This window comes from Polyangium sp. 15x6 (assembly GCF_029960785.1).
In the GTDB taxonomy this organism is placed as follows: domain Bacteria; phylum Myxococcota_A; class Polyangia; order Polyangiales; family Polyangiaceae; genus Polyangium.
This window is the reverse complement of the sequence record NZ_JASBQE010000068.1, coordinates 37,371-56,852: the sequence shown is the minus strand read 5'-3', so window position 1 is coordinate 56,852 and position 19,482 is coordinate 37,371. Positions and strand designations below refer to the sequence as shown.

Below are 19,482 nucleotides of genomic sequence, written 5' to 3'. Positions count from 1 at the left end.
CCTCTTCCCGCCTCCCGCGGTTTCGACTAACCGACCTCCCCATGGAGCTCGGGACCGCGGTTCGTCACGACGTCACTCGCCTCACGGAAGAGGATTTTTACCTCTTCGCCGAGGGTACGCACACCCGCCTCTACGACAAGCTCGGCGCGCATCCGATGGTCGTGGACGGCGTCGCGGGCACCTGCTTCGGCGTCTGGGCCCCGGAAGCCGAGCGTGTCTCCGTCGTCGGCGATTTCAATGGCTGGGATCGTGGCTCCCACCCCCTCGCGCGCCGGGGCGGTTCCGGCATCTGGGAAGGGTTCGTCCCGGGCGTCGGCAAGGGCACGGTCTACAAGTACTGCATCGCCTCCCGCTTCCAGGGGTACGTCGTCGAGAAAGCCGATCCCTTCGGCTTCTTGCACGAGATCCCACCGAAGACCGCGTCCATCGTCTGGGATCTCGACGCGCTCGACAAGGAGCCCAAGAAGCCCCGCCCGAAGCGCACGAGCCCCGACAAACCCGTTTCGATCTACGAGGTCCACCTCGGCTCCTTCCGCCGCGTCGTCGGGGACGGAAACCGCCCGCTCACCTATCGCGAGCTCGCCGTCGAGCTACCCGAGTATGCCGCGCGCATGGGCTTCACCCACGTCGAGCTCCTGCCCGTCATGGAGCACCCGTTCGGCGGCTCGTGGGGCTACCAGATCACCGGCTATTACGCGCCCACCTCGCGCTTCGGCGGCCCCGACGATTTCCGGTACCTCGTCGATGCGCTCCACGACGCTGGCCTCGGCGTCATCCTCGACTGGGTCCCCTCGCATTTCCCCTCCGACGAGCATGGCCTCGGCTATTTCGACGGCACCTACCTCTTCGAGCACGCCGACCCGCGCAAGGGCTATCACCCCGACTGGAAGAGCCTCATCTTCAACTATGGCCGCCACGAGGTGATGAGCTTCCTCCTCTCGAACGCCCATTTCTGGCTCGATCGGTACGGCGCCGACAGCCTGCGCGTCGACGCCGTCGCCTCGATGCTCTACCTCGATTACTCCCGCAAGCACGGCGAGTGGGTCCCGAACCGCTACGGCGGCCGCGAGAACCTCGAGGCGATCGATTTCCTCCGCCGCCTCAACGAATCGATCTCCCGCGCCTTCCCGGAGGTCCAGACCATCGCCGAGGAGTCCACCTCCTGGCCCATGGTCTCCCGCCCCGCGTACGTCGGCGGCCTCGGGTTCGGCTACAAATGGGACATGGGGTGGATGAACGACACGCTCAAATACATGCAGAGCGACCCCGTCTATCGCAAGTTCGTCCACAACCAGCTCACGTTCCGCATGATGTACGCGTTCAGCGAGAGCTTCGTCTTGCCGCTCTCGCACGACGAGGTCGTCCACGGCAAGGGCTCGCTGCTCGGCAAGATGCCCGGCGACGAGTGGCAGAAATTCGCGAACCTGCGCCTGCTCTTCGCGTACATGTGGGCCCAGCCCGGGAAAAAATTGCTCTTCATGGGCGGCGAAATCGCCCAGCGGCGCGAGTGGAACCACGAATCCAGCCTCGACTGGCACCTGCTCGACGAGGGGCCCTACCATGCCGGCATGAAGCGGTTCGTCCAGGCGATGAATCGCCTCTACCGCGAATATCCCGCCCTGCACGAGCTCGACACGAGCCCCGAGGGCTTCCAGTGGATCGATTGCAACGACGCCGACCACAGCGTCATCGTCTTCTACCGCCGCGCCCGCTCCACCGACGCCCTCGTCCTCGTCGCCCTGAACTTCACGCCCATGCCGCGCCAGCGTTATCGTGTCGGCCTGCCGCGCGGTGGCCGCTGGAAGGAGCTCGTCTCCAGCGACGCCCTGGAGTTCGGCGGCAGCGGCATGGGCGGCGGCGGCGACGTCGTCGCGGAGAACATCGAATGGCATAGCCGGAAAAACTCCGTCGAGATCACGCTCCCGCCCCTCGGCGCCGTCTTCTTCGTGCACGAGGGCCTCGCCGTCTCCGAGCGCCCGCTCGGCGCCGTCCACCTCGGCGAGGACCGCGCCCGCTTCCGCGTGTGGGCTCCGAACGCGGACAAGGTCGAGCTCGTCCTCCAGGGCAAACTCGAGCGCAGGATCCCGCTCGAACCCGAGGCGAACGGCTATCACCAGGCCCTCGTCGACGGCGTCGCCCCGGGCGCGCGTTACCATTACGACCTCGGCGGCGGCAAGCTCCGCCCCGATCCGGCTTCACGCCTCCAGCCCGAGGGCGTCCACGGCGCGAGCGAGGTCGTGCGGAGTTTTTCCGACCACACCCCTGGCTGGACCGGCCGCCCGCTCGACGAATACGTCATTTACGAGCTCCACGTCGGCACATTCACCCCCGAGGGCACGTTCGACGCCGCCATCTCGCGCCTCTCGCACCTCCGCGAGCTCGGCATCACCGCCGTCGAGCTCATGCCCGTCGCCGCGTTCCCCGGCGAGCGCAACTGGGGCTACGACGGCGCGTATCCCTTCGCCGTCCAGGCGTCCTACGGCGGCCCCGAGGGCTTGCGCCGCTTCGTCGATGCATGCCATGCCGAGGGCATCGCCGTCGTCCTCGACGTCGTCTACAACCACCTCGGCCCCGAGGGCACCTACCTCGCCGATTTCGGCCCCTACTTCGCCTCGTATTACCGCACGCGCTGGGGCGACGCCCTCAATTTCGATGGCCCGCACTCGGACGAGGTCCGCAAGTTCTTCATCGAGAGCGCGCTCCATTTCGTCACGCAGATGGGCATCGACGCCCTCCGCCTCGATGCCGTCAATGCGATCGTCGACAACTCGCCCCGCTCGTTCTTCGAGGAGCTCGGCGAGGCCGTCCATCGCCGCGCCTCCGAGCTCGGCCGCCTCGTCCACCTCATCGCCGAGAGCGACGACAACGACCCGCGCCTCGTCACGCCCTCGTCCCAGGGCGGCCACGGCCTCGACGGCCTCTGGAACGACGACGTCCATTATGCCCTCCTCGCGCTCCTGACGAACGAGCGTGTCGGTTACCTCCAGGACTTCGGCCTCGTCGAGCAGCTCGCCAAGACGTTCCGCGAGAATTTTGCGTTCACCGGTGAATATTCCAAATATCGCCAGCGCCGCCGCGGCCGCCCGGCGGCGAGCGTCGACCCACGCTGCCTCGTCACGTTCGTCCAGAACCACGACCAGGTCGGCAATCGCCCGCGCGGCGAGCGCCTCTCCGCGCGGGTCTCCTTCGACAAGCAGAAGCTCGCGGCCGCCGTCGTCCTGCTCTCGCCCTTCCTGCCCCTGCTCTTCATGGGCGAGGAATATGGCGAAATCGCGCCGTTCCCGTATTTCACGAGCCACGGCGATCCCACGCTCGTCGAGAATGTCCGCAAGGGCCGGGCCGCGGAGATGGCCCGGCTCGGATATTCCGAAGAACCGTTCGATCCGCAGGACGACGCCACGTTCCGCCGCGCCAAGCTCGATTTCAAGCTTCGCACCACGGGGGATCACGGAAGGCTCCTCGCGTGGTACAAGGAGCTCCTCCGGGCGCGGCGTGAGCTCTTCGCCTTCGCCGCGGAGGGCGGGCGGCAGGCCGTCGCCTTCGAGGACGAGCGCCTCCTTTACGTGCGGCGCTGGAACCGTGACTCCGAGGTATTCGTGATTTACCATTTCGGCGACCACCCCGTCACCGTCACCTTGCCCGTGCCCTCGGGCACCTTCCGCCGCTCGCTCGCCTCGTCCGAGGCCCGCTTCGGCGGCAAGGGGGACGTCTCTGCTCCGGAGGAAATCACGTCGACCGGCCTCGTCCGCGTCACCCTCGGCCCGTCCGAGGCCGCGCTTTACGTGAGGGCTCGATGAAGGCACCCGAGCGGTACGTCTGCGTCCACGGCCATTTTTATCAACCCCCGCGGGAAAACCCCTGGCTCGAGGCGATCGAGCAGCAGGACTCGGCCGCGCCCTGGCACGACTGGAACGCGCGCATCACGGCCGAGTGTTACGCGCCAAACGCCGCGGCGCGTGTCCTCGACGGCGAGGACCGCATCACGCGCATCGTCAACAACTACTCACGCATCAGCTTCAATTTCGGCCCCACGCTCCTCGGGTGGATGGAGCACCACGCGAAGGAAACCTACCGGGCGATCCTCGCGGCGGACGAGGCGAGCGCGCGCCGCTTCGGCGGTCACGGCTCGGCCATGGCCCAGGCCTACAACCACCTCATCATGCCGCTCGCGAACCAGCGCGACAAACTCACGCAGGTCCGCTGGGGCATCGCCGATTTCGTCGCGCGGTTCCGCCGCAAGCCCGAGGGCATGTGGCTCCCCGAGACGGCCGTCGACACCGAGACGCTCGAGGTCCTCGCGGCCGAAGGCATCGTCTTCACCATCCTCGCGCCTCGGCAGGCCGCGCGTATCCGCCGCATCGGCGGCAAGGAATGGATCGACGTCCGCGGCGGCCGCGTCGACCCCTCGATGGCCTACCGCGTCGAGCTCCCTTCCGGCCGCTCGATTGCCGTCTTCTTTTACGACGGCCCCGTCTCCCAGGCCGTCGCCTTCGAGCGCCTCCTCGCGAATGGCGAACATTTCGCCGGCCGGCTCGCCTCCGCCTTCGACAGCAAGCGCACCTTCCCGCAGATGGTCCACATCGCCACCGACGGCGAGACCTATGGCCACCACCACCGCTATGGCGAAATGGCCCTCGCCTGGGCCCTCGGCCACATCGAGGCGCATGGTTTGGCCAAATTGACCAATTACGGTGAGTTCCTCGAACGCCACCCGCCCACGCACGAGGCCGAGATCCTGGAGCGCACCTCCTGGAGCTGCGCCCACGGCGTCGAGCGCTGGCGCGCCGATTGCGGCTGCCGCTCGGGCTCCCCGCACGGATGGAACCAGTCCTGGCGCAAGCCCCTCCGTGATGCCCTCGACGCCCTCCGCGACGAGGTTGCGGGCCCCTTCGAGCGCGCGGCCGAGCGCCTCTTCCACGACCCCTGGGCCGCCCGCGACGCTTACATCGAGGTCGTCCTCGATCGCTCCCCGGCCACCCTCACGCGCTTCTTTTCCGCGCACGCGACACACGCGCTTTCGGCCGAGGAGCAAAGCGAGGCCCTCGCGCTCCTCGAGCTGCAGCGCAACGCGATGCTCATGTACACGAGCTGCGGCTGGTTCTTCGATGACCTCTCGGGCATCGAGACCGTTCAATGCCTCCAGTATGCCGGCCGCGTCGTCGAGCTCGGCGAGGCGCTCTTCGGCAAGAGCCTCGAAGGCCCGTTCCTGGAAAAACTCGAAAAGGCCCGCTCGAACCTCCCCGAGATGGGCGACGGCCGCCGCGTCTGGGATCGCTTCGTCACCCGGGCGCGCGTCGATCTCCCGGCCGTCACCGCCCATTTCGCGACGAGCCTCGTCCAGGACGGCCCCCCGAGCACCTATTGTTACGACGTCCACGTCGAGGGCCTCGAGACCCACGAGCGCAATGGCGCCAAGCTCCTCCTCGGACGCACCCGCGTCACGAGCCGCCTCACGCTCGCCTCCGAATGCCACGACTTCAGCGTCCTCCACCTCGGCGATCACCGCGTCGCTGGCGGCGTCTTGCGTGATCCCGAGGGCGACGATCACGTCGAGCGCCGCGCCGAGCTCGTCCGCACCTTCGAATCGGGCGACATGGAGGGCACGATGCGCCTCTTCTATCGCCGCTGCGACCGCACGATCGACTCGCTCGACTCCGTTTTTCGCGACGATCAGCGCCGCATCGTCGAGCGCCTCCTCTCCCCCACGCTGGCCGAGGTCGAGGCGGCCCAGCGCGCCCTCTTCGAGCGATATGCCCCGCTCCTCCGCCGCCTCGCCCCCTTGCGCAGCCCCACGCCGCGCTCCTTGCTCGTCGCGGGTGAGCTCGTCCTCGGCGCCGACCTTTTGCGCGCCGCCGAGCGCGTCCCGCCCGACGTCCTCTCCATGCGTCGCCTCCTCGCGCAGGCCAAGGAGCAGGACCTCCACGTCGACCGCGCCGCCGTGACCTTCACCCTCGGCCAGAGCCTCTCCGCGCTCGCCGAGCGCCTTCGCGAACGCCCCACGGATCCGCTCCTCCTCGCGGATCTCGACATGGCCGTCGAGTTCGCCCATCGCGCCGGGTTCTCGGTCGACCTCTGGAAAACCCAGAACGTGTTTTACCGACTCGCACATACCATCTACCCCGAGATGCGCACCCGCGCCGACGAAGGCGACGCCGCGGCGCATTCGATGTGCCTCGCGTTCCAGAGCCTCGCCGAGCGGCTCCGCGTCCGCTTGCCCGAGGGCGCCGCGCTGCCGCGCCTCCGCTCCCTGCGCGGGGAAGAAATCGAGGAGATCCCGTGAGCGCCCGCGGCGCGACGTCGAAATCGAAAAAGATGCCCGCGAAGAAGGCCACGAAAACGGCTCTGACGACGCGGGCCCGGGTCTCGCGCGCCGAGCCTGACGACACCGTCGAGCCGGTTTCCTGGTGGCAAGACTTCTACCGCGTCGTCCGCCGCATTCCTCGCGGCCGCGTCACCACCTATGGCGTGATCGCCGCCCTCGCCGGGCACCCGCGCTCGGCGCGCCACGTTGGATTCGCCCTCGCCGCGCTGAAGGACCCCGGCGGCGGCAGCTCCGTCCCGTGGCAGCGTGTCCTCGGCAGCCGTCCGCGCAATCGCGCGGCCGTCACGATCAAGGATCCCGTCGGCGGCGCCCTCCAGCGCGCGCTCCTCGAATCCGAGGGCGTCACGTTCGATACGCGCGGAAATGTCTCCCTCGATCGTTTCGGCTGGGCCGGCCCCAGGGCGAAAAAGCCCGTCGCCGCGCCCCGCAAACGCGCGCGCGCCTGAGTTCCTCGCGCCCGGCGCGAATCTTGCCACCCCTCGTCGCCCGGATGCAGGCATTACGTCCCATCCCGCGTGGCCTCTGCGCCACCGCGATCTTCGATGCATCGAGGTAGGCACAACATGACCCACGCGAAACATCCTTCTCCTCTCTCCGTTGCGCTCTTCACGCGAATCCTGCGAGCCGCGGGGGTCACCGCGGGCGCGACCCTCGCCGTGGCCGCGGCCGCGTGCGGCGGAAACGTGGTCATCGAAGCGGGAACGGGCGGCACGGGCGGCTCGGGCGGCTCGGGCGGCTCGGGCGCCACGGGGGGCGGCACCGGCGGCGATTTGGGCAGCGCCGTCAGCAGCACCGTCAGCAGCACCGTCAGCTCCAGCGTCGGCGGGACGGGCGCGGGCGGCGCGCTCCCGTGTGAGAATCCGCCGCCCCCGAATGCCGAATATCGTCTCCTTTGCCTCGAAGGCTCCGTGGGCGGCAACTGCCCCCCGCTCGGCCAGGTCCAGGACGAGCTCATGAAGCAGGTCAAGGGCACCGACGAATGCGTCGGCTCCGGGACCTGCTGCTACGATCATCCCGGCCTCGGCTGCCAGGAACTCTCGATCAGCGCTCAGTGTTGTTATAACGTGGCCATCACCTTCGAGATGTGCGAAGGCCGCCCCTTCGTCGTGGACGGCGCAGCGCGCACCGCCGACCCCGCGTCCCGCGCCGATTGGCTCCTGCAAGCCGGGCAAGGTTTGGCCGAGCCACCCAATCTATCGAACCTCGACCCCGCCACGCGCCGCGCCCTCGCCGACCATTTTACGCGCTCGGGTCTCTACGAACACGCCTCCGTCGCCTCGTTCGCACGGTTCGTCCTGGAGCTCCTCGGCGCGGGCGCCCCGGCCTCGCTCGTCTCCGCCGCGCAGGAAGCCCTGGCGGACGAGGTGCGGCACGCCAAACTCTGCTTCGGCCTCGCCAGCGCCTACGCGGGCGCGCCGGTGGGTCCTGGCACGCTCCCCATGCCCGAGCTCTCGATCCGGCGGACCCTCGCCGACATCGCGCTCGCCACGGCCCTCGAAGGCGCCGTCAACGAGACGCTCTCCGCGCTCGTCGCGGGCGAAGAGGCCCTGCGCGCGACGGACCCCGCGGTGAAGGCCACGCTCGTCTGGATCGCCGAGGACGAGGCCACACACGCCGAGCTCGCGTGGCGCACGCTCGCGTGGGCGCTCGAAGCGGGCGGCCCCGAGGTCGCACGCGCCCTCGAAAAAGCATTCTCCATGGCCGTTTGCCCCGAGCCCGAGGTCCTCGCCGTCCCCGGCGCGGACCCCGACAAACTCGCCGACCACGGCTGCCTCTCGGCCGCGGAAAAACGCGACGTCATGCGCCGCGCGATGGCCGACGTCGTCCTTCCCGCCGCGCGCACGCTCCTCCGCGCGCCGCTCGCCCGCCGATCAGTGCGAGATGACGCGCACGAGCTGGACAATCTCGCGTAACGCCTCCGCGACGCCCTCCGTCTCCGGGTGGCGGACCAGCACATACCCTTCGCCCTCGTAACTCGCCGACCGCGGCTCGCCGACCTTCGGCCATTTCACGTCCGTGATCATCCCGTCGAGCTTGCGCTCCGCCTGCTCGATCCCCCACACCTCGTGCACCACGCCCGGCGCCTGCCCGCGCAGGAACGCCGCGCCCGTCGCGTACTTCCGCTCGCGCGGCGCCTCGAACGTATCGAATGCGATGAGCCGCGCGACCTGCCCGTACATGTCGAAATCGTGGGCGCGCGCGTTCAGGTTCATGAGCTGCGCCCCGCCCGGCCGCGCCGCGACCTCCGAGAGCACGATCCGCCCGTCCTTTTGCCGGAACCACTCCATGTGGCAAATGCCCGTCTCCAGCCCGAGCACCGAGAGCGCCCGGAACCCGAGCTCCCTGATCGGAGCGAACTCAGGCCCGCTGATGTCGCGCGGCAGGAGCACGCACCACTGGATCCACGGGTTCTCCACGACCTCGATCGGATTCGGCAGATACCGCGAGATCGAGTACCAGACGGGCTTGCCGTCGATCACCACCGCGTCGAACGTGTGCTCCGCCCCGCGCACGAACTCCTCGAGCAGTACGGGGGACGCCGGGGTCGGCGAGCTCTGCGCGAGCACGCGATCGAGCTCGGCCGCGTCCTTCACGACGAACGTGCTCGCCGAGCCCACGCCGGCCGGGGGCTTCGCGACCAGCGGAAAACCCACCTCGGCCGCGAAGCGCCGCGCCTCGGCCTCGTCCGGGGCGAGGTGGTGACGCGCGCAGGGCAATCCCGCCGCGCGGAGCACGTCTTTCATGCGCGGTTTGTCGCGGAAGTTCCGGATCACCTCCGCGCCCGGCCCCGGCAGCCCGAGCGCGTCCCGCGCCTCGGCGACCGCGACCTGCACGAACTCGCTCACGGCGAGCAGCCGGTCGACGGGCGCGACGTTCGCGTGGATCCAGCGCGTCGCCGCCACGAGCTCCGCCGTGTCCTGCACGTCGCTCACGCGAAAATGCTTCACGACCCGGTCGAGGAGCACCGCCGGCAGGTTCTCCTCGACGTCCTGGCTCACGATCGCGAGCCGCAGGCCCGGCACGTCGAGCAGGGCGGCGAGGAATCGGATGGCACTCTCGTTGAAAAAGGGCGTGACGAAGACGGCGAATCGCATGGCGGGCGCCACCATACTCCGTTCGTCCCGGTCTTCAAGGCGTCGTGCGTGACGTCTGCGTGGCAGCGTCCGCCTCGCTCGCCGGGGCGGCCCCTCCGACCACGATAACCTCCGTGTCCCCCGCCTCCGGGGGCGCCTGCAATCGCGCGAGCAGCTCCTCGTAGCGACGCCGGAAGGCCGGGCGATCCGGCGCGTTTCGTGCGGCTCGATACCGCGCGTCGAGCGCTCGCTGGAAATCCCCGCGCTTGATCCACGACTCCGCGATCCGATCGAGCGCCGTCGCGTCCTCGGGGTCGAGCGCGAGCGCCGCCTCGTACGCCGCGTGCGCCGCGTCCTTCTCTCCGCGCGCCTCGTAGAGCCGTCCGATCGCCACATGAATCCGCGGCCCATCCCGCCCGAGGAGCGCGAGCCTCTGCGCCGCTGCCTCGACCCGCGCGAGGTCCCCGGCCGCCGCCGCGCGCCGGATCCCCATTTCCTTTTCCCAGGCCGACGCTGCCCAGGCGCCCGCTGCCACGAGCCCCACCGCGACGAACGCCGCGCGCAGCACCCACGCCCCGAAGCCGCGCACCGCCGGTGCCGCTTGCGGCGCCGCGCTCGTTTGGCCCACCAGCACATTCCCGACCGCGCCGTCCCGGAGCTTCCAGATCGCCCCGTCGAGGATGAAGTGGTGCACGTTCACGGCGGCCGCCACGAGCAGCCCGAGCCCCGACTCGAACGGCAGGATCCCGAGCGCGCCCGGCGCGCAGACGATCGCGGGCAGCACCCAGATCGCCGAGCCCGCCAGCACGGTTTTTCCGAGATACGCGAGCCCCGCCGGCGCCGCCTTGGCCACGCTCCCGGAGGCACGCGCGTAATGGAACGAGATCCACAGATATTGCACGCTGTGCGCGATCGCGACCCAGATGAACGCGAGCGCCGTCGCCCCTTTCGGACCATACAGCGCCGGCCGCAAGAGGCCGAGCAGCACGGGCAGGACGAACCACGCGGCCTGGCTCGCGACGAGCGAAAGCGCCGGCACGAGGCGCGAAATCGCGGCGAGCTTTCCGAGCTTCCGGATCACGAGCCCCGTCACCACCACGTACGAAGCCCCCGCGACGGAAAGCGCGCCCAGGGCAAACCCCGTGGGAATCCCGAGCGGCGCGAATCGATAGGAGGCGCTCGCTGCTTGCAGAGGATCGGCCCCGCCGGCCGAAGCGGAGCCGTGGATGTTCGCGAAGACGAGGACGAACGAGAGGACGAACGAGATCCAGACGAGCCGCCGGAGCGCGGGGCTCGGCGTGATCCCCGCGCGGCGCAGGAACATCATCACGAGCCCGAAGTTCTGCGCCGTGTAATGCCATGGGCTCCACGTGAGATAGAGCGTGATGAGCCACGTCCCGAGCCGCGGCGCGGCGAACGACGCCGCGAACGCCCCCCAGACCAGGAAACCGAGGGGGAAGGCATAAAGAAAATACCGACGCCGCGCAGATTCCGTTCCGTAGACCCGGAGCAGCGTCGCCCCGTAATGCGGGATCCCGGTCACGAGCACGACGAGCGGCAGCCACCCTTCGAGCGAGCCCATCGGCGCGCCGATCGCGGCGAGCGCGACGACGACGAGCCCGTACCCGATCCCGCATCCGAGCAGGAGATCGGGCCACGGGCCGAAGAGCCAGGGCCGGGGCGCCGCGACGGCGGTGGACATCGCGGCGCATCCTACCGCGACCGAACCGCAGCGGCCATCCTGCGAACGCTCTTCAGCTCCCCTCGACCTCGGCCTTCAGCGCGTCGACGAGCCGCTTCTGGTCTGCGCCCGCGGGCACGCCTTCCTTGGCGAACATCACCTTGCCGTCCTTGCCCACCATCACCACGCTCGTGATCTCGTTCTTCAGCTTGTAGGCCGAGCGCATCCCGCCGGTCCAATCGCAATAGACCGTCGTCCCCTGTTTCTTCGTCTCCTCGCGGACGGCGTCCTTCACGCTGCCGCGCGCCGGCCAGAAATCGTAGGGGCTCACGTCCGCGACGAGCAGGAGCGACACCTTCGACGCGTACGGCCCCGATTTCAGGAGCTTGACGAGCTCACGCCGGAATGCCTCGCTCTTCGGCGCCGACGTCCGGTCGTCGTAGACGATGACGATCGGCTTTCCCTTCAGCGACTTGATCTCCACGGCTTTCCCCTCGGCGTCCTCGACACGCGCGTTCGGGGCGGCGCTTTGCTCCGTGAGCACGGCCAGGGCGGTCGCGCTCGGCAACGTCGTCGCCGCGAGGAGGGTGATTCCGAAGGTGAGCAGAGTTCGTCGGGCAATAATCATTGCCCATCAAACAAACCGCTTTTTCCGCATGCTGTCAAGCGCTCCACGATCGGCAGGGTTCGGGAAAGAGCGCCGGCCGCCCCGGACATCAATTTTCCGTCAGGTAGAAAAACGCGATGCACATCTCGTCGTTCGTGCCCTGGCCCCAGGTCGTCGTCGTGTCGCGCCCGAGCGTGTCGTACGTGCACGTGATGCGCATCAGGTCGCCCCACGAGAGGTCGATGGGCTTCGTGTAATGGGCGAACCCCTGCCAGTGGAAATCCCAGTTGTTCACGCGGGCCAGGCATTTCTCCTCGCCGCCCTGCAAAGCCGAGACGTGCATCCCCTTGCCGAGCTTGTGCATGTGCGGCCAGAGCCCCCACAACCTGATGTTCATGGACACGGGCATGCTCGCGCTCTGGTCGACGCTCGGCTGCTTCGGCGGCAAGAGCAGGTTCGTGGCCGCGATGCGCTGCACGGTGGCCTCCTTCGGGACGCTCTTTTCGAGCACGAGGTCGATCTGGGTGCGATCGGCGTGGCGCCCATTTTCTTGGTTGTAATGGATCTGCAAGATCGTCTTCCGCCCCGCGCGCATGCGGAGCCCCGTGCCCTCGGGGAAGCGGAGCGCCCCGCTGCCCGGGCCCGCGCCGACGAGCCACCGCGCGTCCGTCACGTGGATGTCGTCGATGCACGAATACCCGAATCCGGGCTCGCTCGCGTCGCGCGCCTCGGCCTCGGCCTCCGATTCCTTCGTGTCGATGGAGTAAAGCGTGAGGTGGTGCAGCATCGACGGTACGCCCGGACGAACGTGGAAGCCGGTGATGAACATGTCCTCCGTGAGCCCGGGATCGAGCACGGAGCACCGGTAATCGTCGAATTTCGCGGCATCCGGGGTATACGTGTCCTTCATGTCGATGGTCAGGTCGACCCGATCGAGCTTTTCGAGGGCCGTCGGCGCGGGGGGGCCGTCCACCGACTTCTCGCCCTCGGGCGCGCCGGCGCGGGCCCAGGCCGTGATCGTGTCGATCTGCGCGTCCGAGAGCCAGCGGCCCTCGACGTACGTGTTGCATTCGCCGCTGTTGTCGAGGACGAACGGGGGCATGCTGCGCGAAGCCGTGGCGATGCGGATCGCCTCGGCAGTGCGGCGCGCGTCCTCGTAATCGACGAGGGGAAACGGGGCAATGCCATCCTTCTCGTGGCAGCTCCGGCAATGCTCGGCGAGGATGGGCGCCACGTCCTCGTGATACGTGGGTATCCGGAGCGGGGCGCTCGCGTCTCCCTCCTTGCTGCCGCACGCGACGAGCGAGAACACCAAAATCGTACCCAGGATCCACTGTGTCCGCATCATCGAGCCCTCCTTCGTGGGTCGGGGGCGACCTGTCTTGGTCGGGGGCGGCCGCTGCACGACGCGTTCCAGAACCTGGCGGGCCGACATTTCGTGGCACGCCCCGTGCACAATTTGTTCGGGAGGGGGGCCAGCCATGGCACATGCCGTCGTCAAGGAATTCAAGGACTTCATTTCCCGCGGCAACGTCATCGATCTCGCGATCGCCGTCGTGCTCGGCGCGTCGTTCAATGCCGTGGTCACCGCGTTCACGGACGGCATCCTGATGAACCTGATCGCGGCGATCTTCGGCAAACCGAACTTCGACGCGCTCACGTTCCGGCTCGGCAATGGGGTGATCGAGTACGGGAAGTTCCTGACCGCCGTGGTCAATTTCTTGATCGTGGGTTTTGCGCTGTTCCTGTTCGTCAAGGCCCTCAATGCGATGCGGCGGCCGCGACCCGCGGCGCCCCCGCCGCCCGAGGAGTCGGATCACGACCTCCTCGCGCAGATCCGCGACGCGCTGGTTGCGAAGACACCCTCGCGCATCTCGTAGCCACGAGGCGCGACATCGCCGCGCGGAACTGTGGTACGCTCGCGGCGTGGATCGTTACGGAAGTTTACGCCTCTCCCTCCTCGTCGCGATCGGCGGAGCCGCGTGCTCGGCCTCGCCTCCGGCCCCGTCCGGCGCCGGCGACGGCGCCGTCGTCGCCATCCCCACGTCGCCCGCGAGCGCGACGGCCGAGCCCCCGCCCGACGGCGAGCCCGAGCCGGAAAAGCCGAAGGGCGTCGGCTGGGTGGCCGAGAAAAACGGCAACGTCCACCGCGCGAGCCGCGTGACGTGCGACGCGACGATCGACATCCCCGCCTGCGCGGGCACGGAGAGACACCAGTCCTGCAAGACGGACGCCGATTGCACGGAGCATCCGCACGGCAAGTGTACGAGCGGGGTCGGGCAGGTGGGGACGTATTGCGGCTGCACCTATTCGTGCGAGACCGACGACGACTGCGGCGCCGGAAAGGCCTGCGTCTGCAAGGGCACGGGCGCCCTGCGCGCGCGCCACTCCGTCTGCGGGGACGCGTCCTGCAGCACCGACGCCGATTGTGGCGCAGGCTCCTGCGGTTTGTCGACGTATTTCAATGGATGTTTCGAACAGGTCACGCTCGCTTGCCGGACGAAGGAGGATAGCTGCAAGAGCGACGCGGATTGCGGGAGTACGCCGCGGCCCGGCGGCGCCTGCGTGGCGATCGGGCCGAAGGGCGCGAAGCCGACCTGGCAATGCGCGTCGATGTCTTGCGTGATCGGCCGTCCCCTCGTCGTGGAAGGCGAGGCCCGCGCCGCCCGTCCCCGCGACCGCGCGGACTGGCGAGCGCCGCTCGTCTTCGACGTGGGGCACCTCGTCGCCGACGCGCGCGAGGCGATCGCGGCGCACCACGCGGCCATCGCGGCCATGGAGCATGCCTCGATCGCGAGCTTCGCGCGGTTCTCGCTCCAGCTCCTCGCGCTCGGCGCGCCCGCGGAGCTGCTCGCCGAGGCGCAAAACGCCGCGCGTGACGAGGTGGAGCACGCGCGGGTCGAATACGCCGTCGCCTCCCGGATCGGCGGGCGAACCATCGGCCCGGACAAACTGCCGGAGGCGACGGCGCGGCTCGCGACCGACGTCGTTTCGTTCGTGGAGTCGCTGGTCGTCGAGGGTTGCGTGGGCGAGACGCTCGGCGCGGCCGAGGGGCAGGAGGTCGCGCGCTCGGTGAAGGACGAGGGCCTGCGTGCCGCGCTCGCCCGGATCGCCGAGGACGAGGCGCGGCACGCGGCGCTCGCGTGGAAAACCTTGCAATGGGCGCTCGACGCGTTCGGGGACGAGGCGCGCGAGGCCGCGGCGCGGGCGTTCGAGCGGGCCCGAGCGATGCATGAAAAGGATCCGCCGAAGATGCCGGTGGAAAACGAGGAATTCGGCGTGCTCGGGGCGCGGATGCTCGGCGCGCTCCGGCGCGAGGCGCTCAGAGAGGTCGTCGAGCCGTGCGTCCGGAAGCTCGGTCTCGTCGCCTGGTCTTGAGGTTCGGCCCTTCGCAAGGCAGACTCCGCGCGTGGGAAGCAAAGGACGACCGTACCGTACGGTGACCGTGGAGGGCTTCGAGGTCCTCATCGGCCGCGGCGCCGAGGACAACGACTACCTGACGTTCGACGTCGCGGCGCCGCACGACGTATGGCTGCACGTGGCAGGCGGGACACCGGGGAGCCACGTCGTCGTGCGCAACCCTGAGCGTGTCGAGGTCCCCCGCTCGGTCATCGAGGTCGCCGCGGCGGCGGCGGCCTGGTATTCGAAAGCACGCGGCGCCCCGAAGGTCGAGGTGCATTTCTGCCGCGCGTCCGAGGTCTCGAAGCCGCGTGGCGCCCCCGCGGGGCTCGTCGAGCTTTCGCGATACAAGAGCATGAAGGTCAAGCCCACGGCGCCGGCCGGCGCGACGGATTGACAGGTCACGCTGACGTTCCGGCCGCGTGAACGCGAATCTTTTGCGTGATGTGGCATGTGCCGGGTAGGACGTGACGTGCTACGCCTCGGCCGCCACGCGGCCGACCTCGATGGCCCGGCTCTCCCTCACGCGATCGACCGAAGGAATGGAAAGACTTCTCATGACGCCCCCCACGCTTCCGATTCTCGAGTTCATCCTGAAGAACTACAAGAACTTCAATGCGCGCGCGACGCGTGACGCGTTGGTCGCCTACGTTCGACACATCGAGAGCGGCGGGAAGATGTTCTGGGCCCTCGCGGGAGCGATGTCGTCGGCGCAGCTCGGCATCACGCTCGCGCCCGCCATCCGCGCGGGGCTCATCCACGGCTTTTCCGTGACGGGGGCGAACCTCGAAGAGTCGCTCTTCCGGCTCGTCGCGCACGCGAGCTACAAGGATTTCCCCGACTACCGCTACTTCACGAAAGAGGACGACACGAAGATCCTCGAGGACCGCATGCGGCGCGTCACCGACACGAGCATCCCCGAGGACGAGGCGTTCCGCGCCGTCGAGAAGTACCTCGTGCCCATGTGGAAAAATGCGAGCACGGCGGGCGAGCGGCGCTTCTGGCACGAATACTTCTACGACCTCATCCAGCGCCTCGACCCGGCGCTCCACGAAGGCGACCCGGACGCGTGCTGGCTGCTCGCCGCCGCGCGCAAGAACCTCCCGATCGTGGTCCCCGGCTACGAGGATTCGACGTTCGGCAACATCTTCGCCTCCCACGTCAAGTTCGGCGAGTGCAGCGCGAGCATCGTCAAGTCCGGCATCGAGTACATGGCCGCGTTTTACGATCAGTATCGTGAGCTCTCGGCAGGATCGGGCGTGGGCTTCTTCCAGATCGGCGGCGGCATCGCCGGGGACTTCCCCATCTGCGTCGTGCCGTCGATCAAGTACGACCTCGAGCAGCCCGTGAAACCCTGGGCGTACTTCTGCCAGATCTCGGATTCGACGACGTCGTACGGCTCGTACTCGGGCGCGACGCCGAACGAGAAGATCACCTGGGACAAGCTCACGAAGGAGACGCCCATGTTCGTGATCGAGTCGGACGCGACCATCGTGGCGCCCCTGCTCCTCAGCGCGTTGCTCGAATACAAGCAACACCCGGAGGCGGCGAACGCGCTGCTGTCGAAGCTCTCGTAGGAGGGAGCCATGGCCGAAGCGATCCTCTCGGCATGGGGGCGACTTGCCTTGCCGGGCGTCGAGCTCCTCGGGGAAAACCTCGAATCGCTCTCGCTCGGCACCACGCTGTCCAGGGGCATGGGTCGCTCGTACGGCGACTCGTCGCTGCCCGCCCGTGGCACCGACAGGGTCGTGTCCACGCGGCTCGCGAACCGGATCCTCGCATTCGACGCGCGGACGGGCGTCGTGCGCGCCGAGGCAGGCCTCAGCCTCGTCGAGCTCAATCGATTGTTCGTTCCGCGCGGCTTTTTTCCGCCCGTCACGCCAGGGACCAAGTTCGTCACGCTCGGCGGGATGGTCGCGAGCGACGTGCATGGCAAGAATCATCATCGCGAAGGCTGCTTCGGCGCGCACGTACGCTCCCTGCGCATGCGCCTCGCCGACGACAGCATCGTCACGTGTTCGCCCACGGAGCACGCGGATCTCTTCCACGCGACCATCGGCGGAATGGGCCTGCTCGGGCATATCCTCGAGGTCGAGTTCACGCTGCACCGCATTCCGAGTCCGTGGATCTTCATGGAAAGCGAGCGCGTGCGCGACATCGACGAGTTCCTCGCCGCCCTCGGCCGCGCCGCGCCCCGGTGGCCCATGACCATGGGCTGGATCGATTGCCTCCAGCGGGGGCGATCGATGGGCCGTGGGATCCTCATGGCCGGCCGATGGGCCGAGCCGCACGAGGCCCCCAAGGAGCCGCCGCGCGCGGCCGCCGAGTTGACGTTCCCGGTCGAGCTCCCCGACTGGGCGCTCAACCCGACGACGGCGAGCCTCTTCAACACGGCTTATTATTGGCGACACACGCAGCAACGCGTGGAGACGATCGTCGCGCCGGAGCCGTTCTTCTATCCGCTCGACGCGATCCTGCACTGGAACCGCGTGTATGGCCCGCGGGGTTTTACCCAGTACCAGTGCGTCCTGCCGCGCGCGGCCGGGCCGGCTGCCGTGCGTGCGTTCATGGAGCTCTTGACGCGGCTCGGCGGTGCGTCGCCGCTTTGCGTGATCAAGGACTGCGGGCCCGAAGGCGAGGGGCTGCTCTCGTTCCCGCTCGAAGGGACGTCGATCGCGGTGGACATGGCGATCTCGCCGGACATCCAGCGGATCGTCGATCGCCTGAACGAGTTCGTCATCGCGGCAGGCGGGCGGATCTACCTGACGAAGGATCGTTTCACGCGGCCAGAGCATTTTCGCGCGATGGAGCCGCGGCTCGAACGTTTCTTCGCGGTACGAGAGAAATGGGATCCTCACAGGCGGCTGCGGAGCGCGCAGTCCGTGCGGCTTTTTGGAGATCGGGCATGAAGGCGGTCGTTCTCGGTGGCACGGGAGGCATGGGTCGCGCGGTCGCGCGAAAGCTCGCGGAGCGGGGAGACGAAATCTTCCTGATGGGGCGCGACGCGGGCGACCTCGCCCGGAGCGCGGCCGATCTCGAAGCGCGGCAACCGAAGAACGCCCGCGTGGCGTACGCTGTATGCGACCTGGAAAAACCCGAAGGGTTTGCCGCGGCGCTCGACGAGGCCGACCGGGCGCTCGGCGGATTCGACACGGTCGTGGTCACGGCAGGCATGTTCGCGACCCAGGAGGCGCTGGAGGCGGACGTCGAGCTCACGCGCCGCCTCCTCACGGTGAACTACACGAATACCGTCGTGTTCTGCGAGCACGCGCGCAAACGACTCCTCGAGCGGGGCGGCGGCCAGCTCACCGTCTTCTCGTCGGTGGCGGGCGATCGGGGACGCAAGCCGGTCGCGCTCTACGGATCGAGCAAGGCCGGCCTCTCGCATTATCTCGAGGCGCTCGACCACAAGTTTCACGCGAAGGGGCTCTCCGTCCTTTGCGTCAAGCCCGGATTCGTCAAGACCGGCATGACGGCGGGGCTCAAGCCGCCGCCGTTCGCCGGTGAGCCGGACGATGTCGCGAAGCACGTCGTACGCGCGATGGTCGCGCGCAAGCCGCTCCTTTACACGCCCGCGATATGGGCGCTCGTCATGCTCGTGATTCGATGGCTGCCGCGCTTCGTGATGCGCAGGATCGGCTTCTGAGCGGTCCTCAGCGCCCGGAGAGGAAGGGGAGCTTCTGGAAAAGGGCCTCGGGCGTGCGCCGCACCAGGGGCATGATCAGGCCCCACCTCGCGGGTACGTAAGCCTCGGGCGTTCCGTCGTCCATCGCGCGCACGATGTCCTTCGCCACGGCGGCGGGCTTGCCGAAAAGAACGGTCTTTTTATGATCCCGCGTCATCGGCGTGTCGACCGGGCCGAGCTTCAGCGTCGTCACGGTCACGCCCGAAGCATAAAGGCGCGTTCGAAGCCCTTGCAGGTAAACATTGAGCGCCCCTTTGGCCGCGCCGTAGGTGTAGTTGCGGGGGCGCCCGCGGTCTCCGGCGACCGAGGTGATGACGCCGATCCGCCCCTCCCGGGCGGCCTCCATGTGATTCGCCAGCGGAATGAGCAGCGAGACGACGCTGGTGAAGTTCGTGCGGATGATCGCCTCTGCTTCGTCGAAGGAGCGCTCGCTGGCGAGCTGATCGCCGAGGTCTCCGTGCGCGATGAGCGCGGCATCCACGTGGCCGAGCGTCGAGATCGCGTCCGTGACGAGGCGCTCGTTCGCGCCGAGTTCGCCGAAGTCGGCGGTCGCCACGGAGACGGTCGACCCCGCGCATCGCGCCGCCACCGCGGCGAGCTTTTCGGGGTTGCGACCCACCAGATGAAGGCGGTCGCCGCGGTTTGCGTGAATCTGCGCGACCTCCGCGGCGACCGCGGACGTGGCACCGAGGATCAAGACACGTTTCATAGGGT

The 19,482-nt window shown here is 68.6% G+C and carries 15 protein-coding genes and 1 pseudogene; 11 read left to right on the top strand and 5 right to left on the bottom strand.

The annotated features are described in order from the left end of the window. Positions 1–41: 41 nt before the first annotated feature. The 5 genes and pseudogenes from glgB to QHF83_RS36275 all read left to right on the top strand — a co-directional run. A pseudogene (gene glgB / locus QHF83_RS53595) lies at positions 42–1,946 on the top strand (1,4-alpha-glucan branching protein GlgB); the annotation flags it as partial. Then, a complete protein-coding gene (treZ, locus tag QHF83_RS53590; RefSeq protein ID WP_348980507.1) occupies positions 1,947–3,797 on the top strand; it encodes a malto-oligosyltrehalose trehalohydrolase in 1,851 nt (616 codons plus the stop codon). It abuts the pseudogene before it with no gap. Beyond that, entirely contained in the window at positions 3,794–6,280 is a 2,487-nt protein-coding gene (locus QHF83_RS36285) for a DUF3536 domain-containing protein (protein WP_282422616.1), read from the top strand. The genes treZ and QHF83_RS36285 overlap by 4 nt, the downstream gene beginning before the upstream one ends. After that, the gene (locus QHF83_RS36280; protein ID WP_282422615.1) at positions 6,277–6,768 is read left to right on the top strand and encodes an MGMT family protein; all 492 of its coding nucleotides are present in this window, start codon (positions 6,277–6,279) and stop codon (positions 6,766–6,768) included. The genes QHF83_RS36285 and QHF83_RS36280 overlap by 4 nt, the downstream gene beginning before the upstream one ends. Positions 6,769–6,885: 117 nt before the next feature. Further along, positions 6,886–8,235 carry a ferritin-like domain-containing protein gene (locus QHF83_RS36275; RefSeq protein WP_282422614.1) on the top strand — a complete coding sequence of 450 codons (1,350 nt, stop codon included), beginning with the start codon at positions 6,886–6,888 and terminating at the stop codon, positions 8,233–8,235. On the opposite strand, the gene QHF83_RS36270 is transcribed toward QHF83_RS36275, so the two are convergent. The 4 genes from QHF83_RS36270 to QHF83_RS36255 form a co-directional block, all read right to left on the bottom strand. After that, entirely contained in the window at positions 8,194–9,417 is a 1,224-nt protein-coding gene (locus tag QHF83_RS36270) for an ATP-grasp domain-containing protein (protein ID WP_282422613.1), read from the bottom strand. The two genes, QHF83_RS36275 and QHF83_RS36270, sit on opposite strands and share 42 nt — an antisense overlap. A 34-nt stretch (positions 9,418–9,451) precedes the next feature. Then, entirely contained in the window at positions 9,452–11,098 is a 1,647-nt protein-coding gene (locus tag QHF83_RS36265) for a tetratricopeptide repeat protein (RefSeq protein WP_282422612.1), read from the bottom strand. 52 nt (positions 11,099–11,150) lie between these two features. Continuing rightward, on the bottom strand, positions 11,151–11,705 hold the full coding sequence (locus QHF83_RS36260) for a YtfJ family protein (protein ID WP_282422611.1): 555 nt from the start codon (positions 11,703–11,705) through the stop codon (positions 11,151–11,153). Between the two features lie 88 nt (positions 11,706–11,793). Further along, the gene (locus QHF83_RS36255; RefSeq protein WP_282422610.1) at positions 11,794–13,032 is read right to left on the bottom strand and encodes a hypothetical protein; all 1,239 of its coding nucleotides are present in this window, start codon (positions 13,030–13,032) and stop codon (positions 11,794–11,796) included. A gap of 133 nt (positions 13,033–13,165) precedes the next feature. Here QHF83_RS36255 and mscL point away from each other — a divergent pair, with 133 nt between their 5' ends. The 6 genes from mscL to QHF83_RS36225 all read left to right on the top strand — a co-directional run bounded on the left by mscL (position 13,166) and on the right by QHF83_RS36225 (position 18,729). Beyond that, the gene (gene mscL, locus QHF83_RS36250; RefSeq protein ID WP_282422609.1) at positions 13,166–13,564 is read left to right on the top strand and encodes a large conductance mechanosensitive channel protein MscL; all 399 of its coding nucleotides are present in this window, start codon (positions 13,166–13,168) and stop codon (positions 13,562–13,564) included. Between the two features lie 46 nt (positions 13,565–13,610). Next, complete coding sequence (locus QHF83_RS36245; protein WP_282422608.1) at positions 13,611–15,062, top strand: ferritin-like domain-containing protein; 1,452 nt, start codon at positions 13,611–13,613, stop codon at positions 15,060–15,062. A gap of 31 nt (positions 15,063–15,093) precedes the next feature. Then, entirely contained in the window at positions 15,094–15,480 is a 387-nt protein-coding gene (locus tag QHF83_RS36240; RefSeq protein WP_282422607.1) for an NFACT RNA binding domain-containing protein, read from the top strand. A gap of 160 nt (positions 15,481–15,640) precedes the next feature. Then, positions 15,641–16,660: a deoxyhypusine synthase family protein gene (locus QHF83_RS36235; RefSeq protein WP_282422606.1), complete on the top strand. Its 1,020-nt coding sequence runs from the start codon at positions 15,641–15,643 to the stop codon at positions 16,658–16,660. Between the two features lie 9 nt (positions 16,661–16,669). Further along, a complete protein-coding gene (locus tag QHF83_RS36230) occupies positions 16,670–17,992 on the top strand; it encodes an FAD-binding oxidoreductase (protein WP_282422605.1) in 1,323 nt (440 codons plus the stop codon). Further along, entirely contained in the window at positions 17,989–18,729 is a 741-nt protein-coding gene (locus tag QHF83_RS36225; protein ID WP_282422604.1) for an SDR family NAD(P)-dependent oxidoreductase, read from the top strand. Before QHF83_RS36230 ends, QHF83_RS36225 begins: the two co-directional genes overlap by 4 nt. Positions 18,730–18,736: 7 nt before the next feature. Here the strand turns inward: QHF83_RS36225 and QHF83_RS36220 are convergent, their stop codons facing one another. Then, on the bottom strand, positions 18,737–19,477 hold the full coding sequence (locus QHF83_RS36220; RefSeq protein WP_282422603.1) for an SDR family NAD(P)-dependent oxidoreductase: 741 nt from the start codon (positions 19,475–19,477) through the stop codon (positions 18,737–18,739). Between the last annotated feature and the right edge of the window lie 5 nt (positions 19,478–19,482).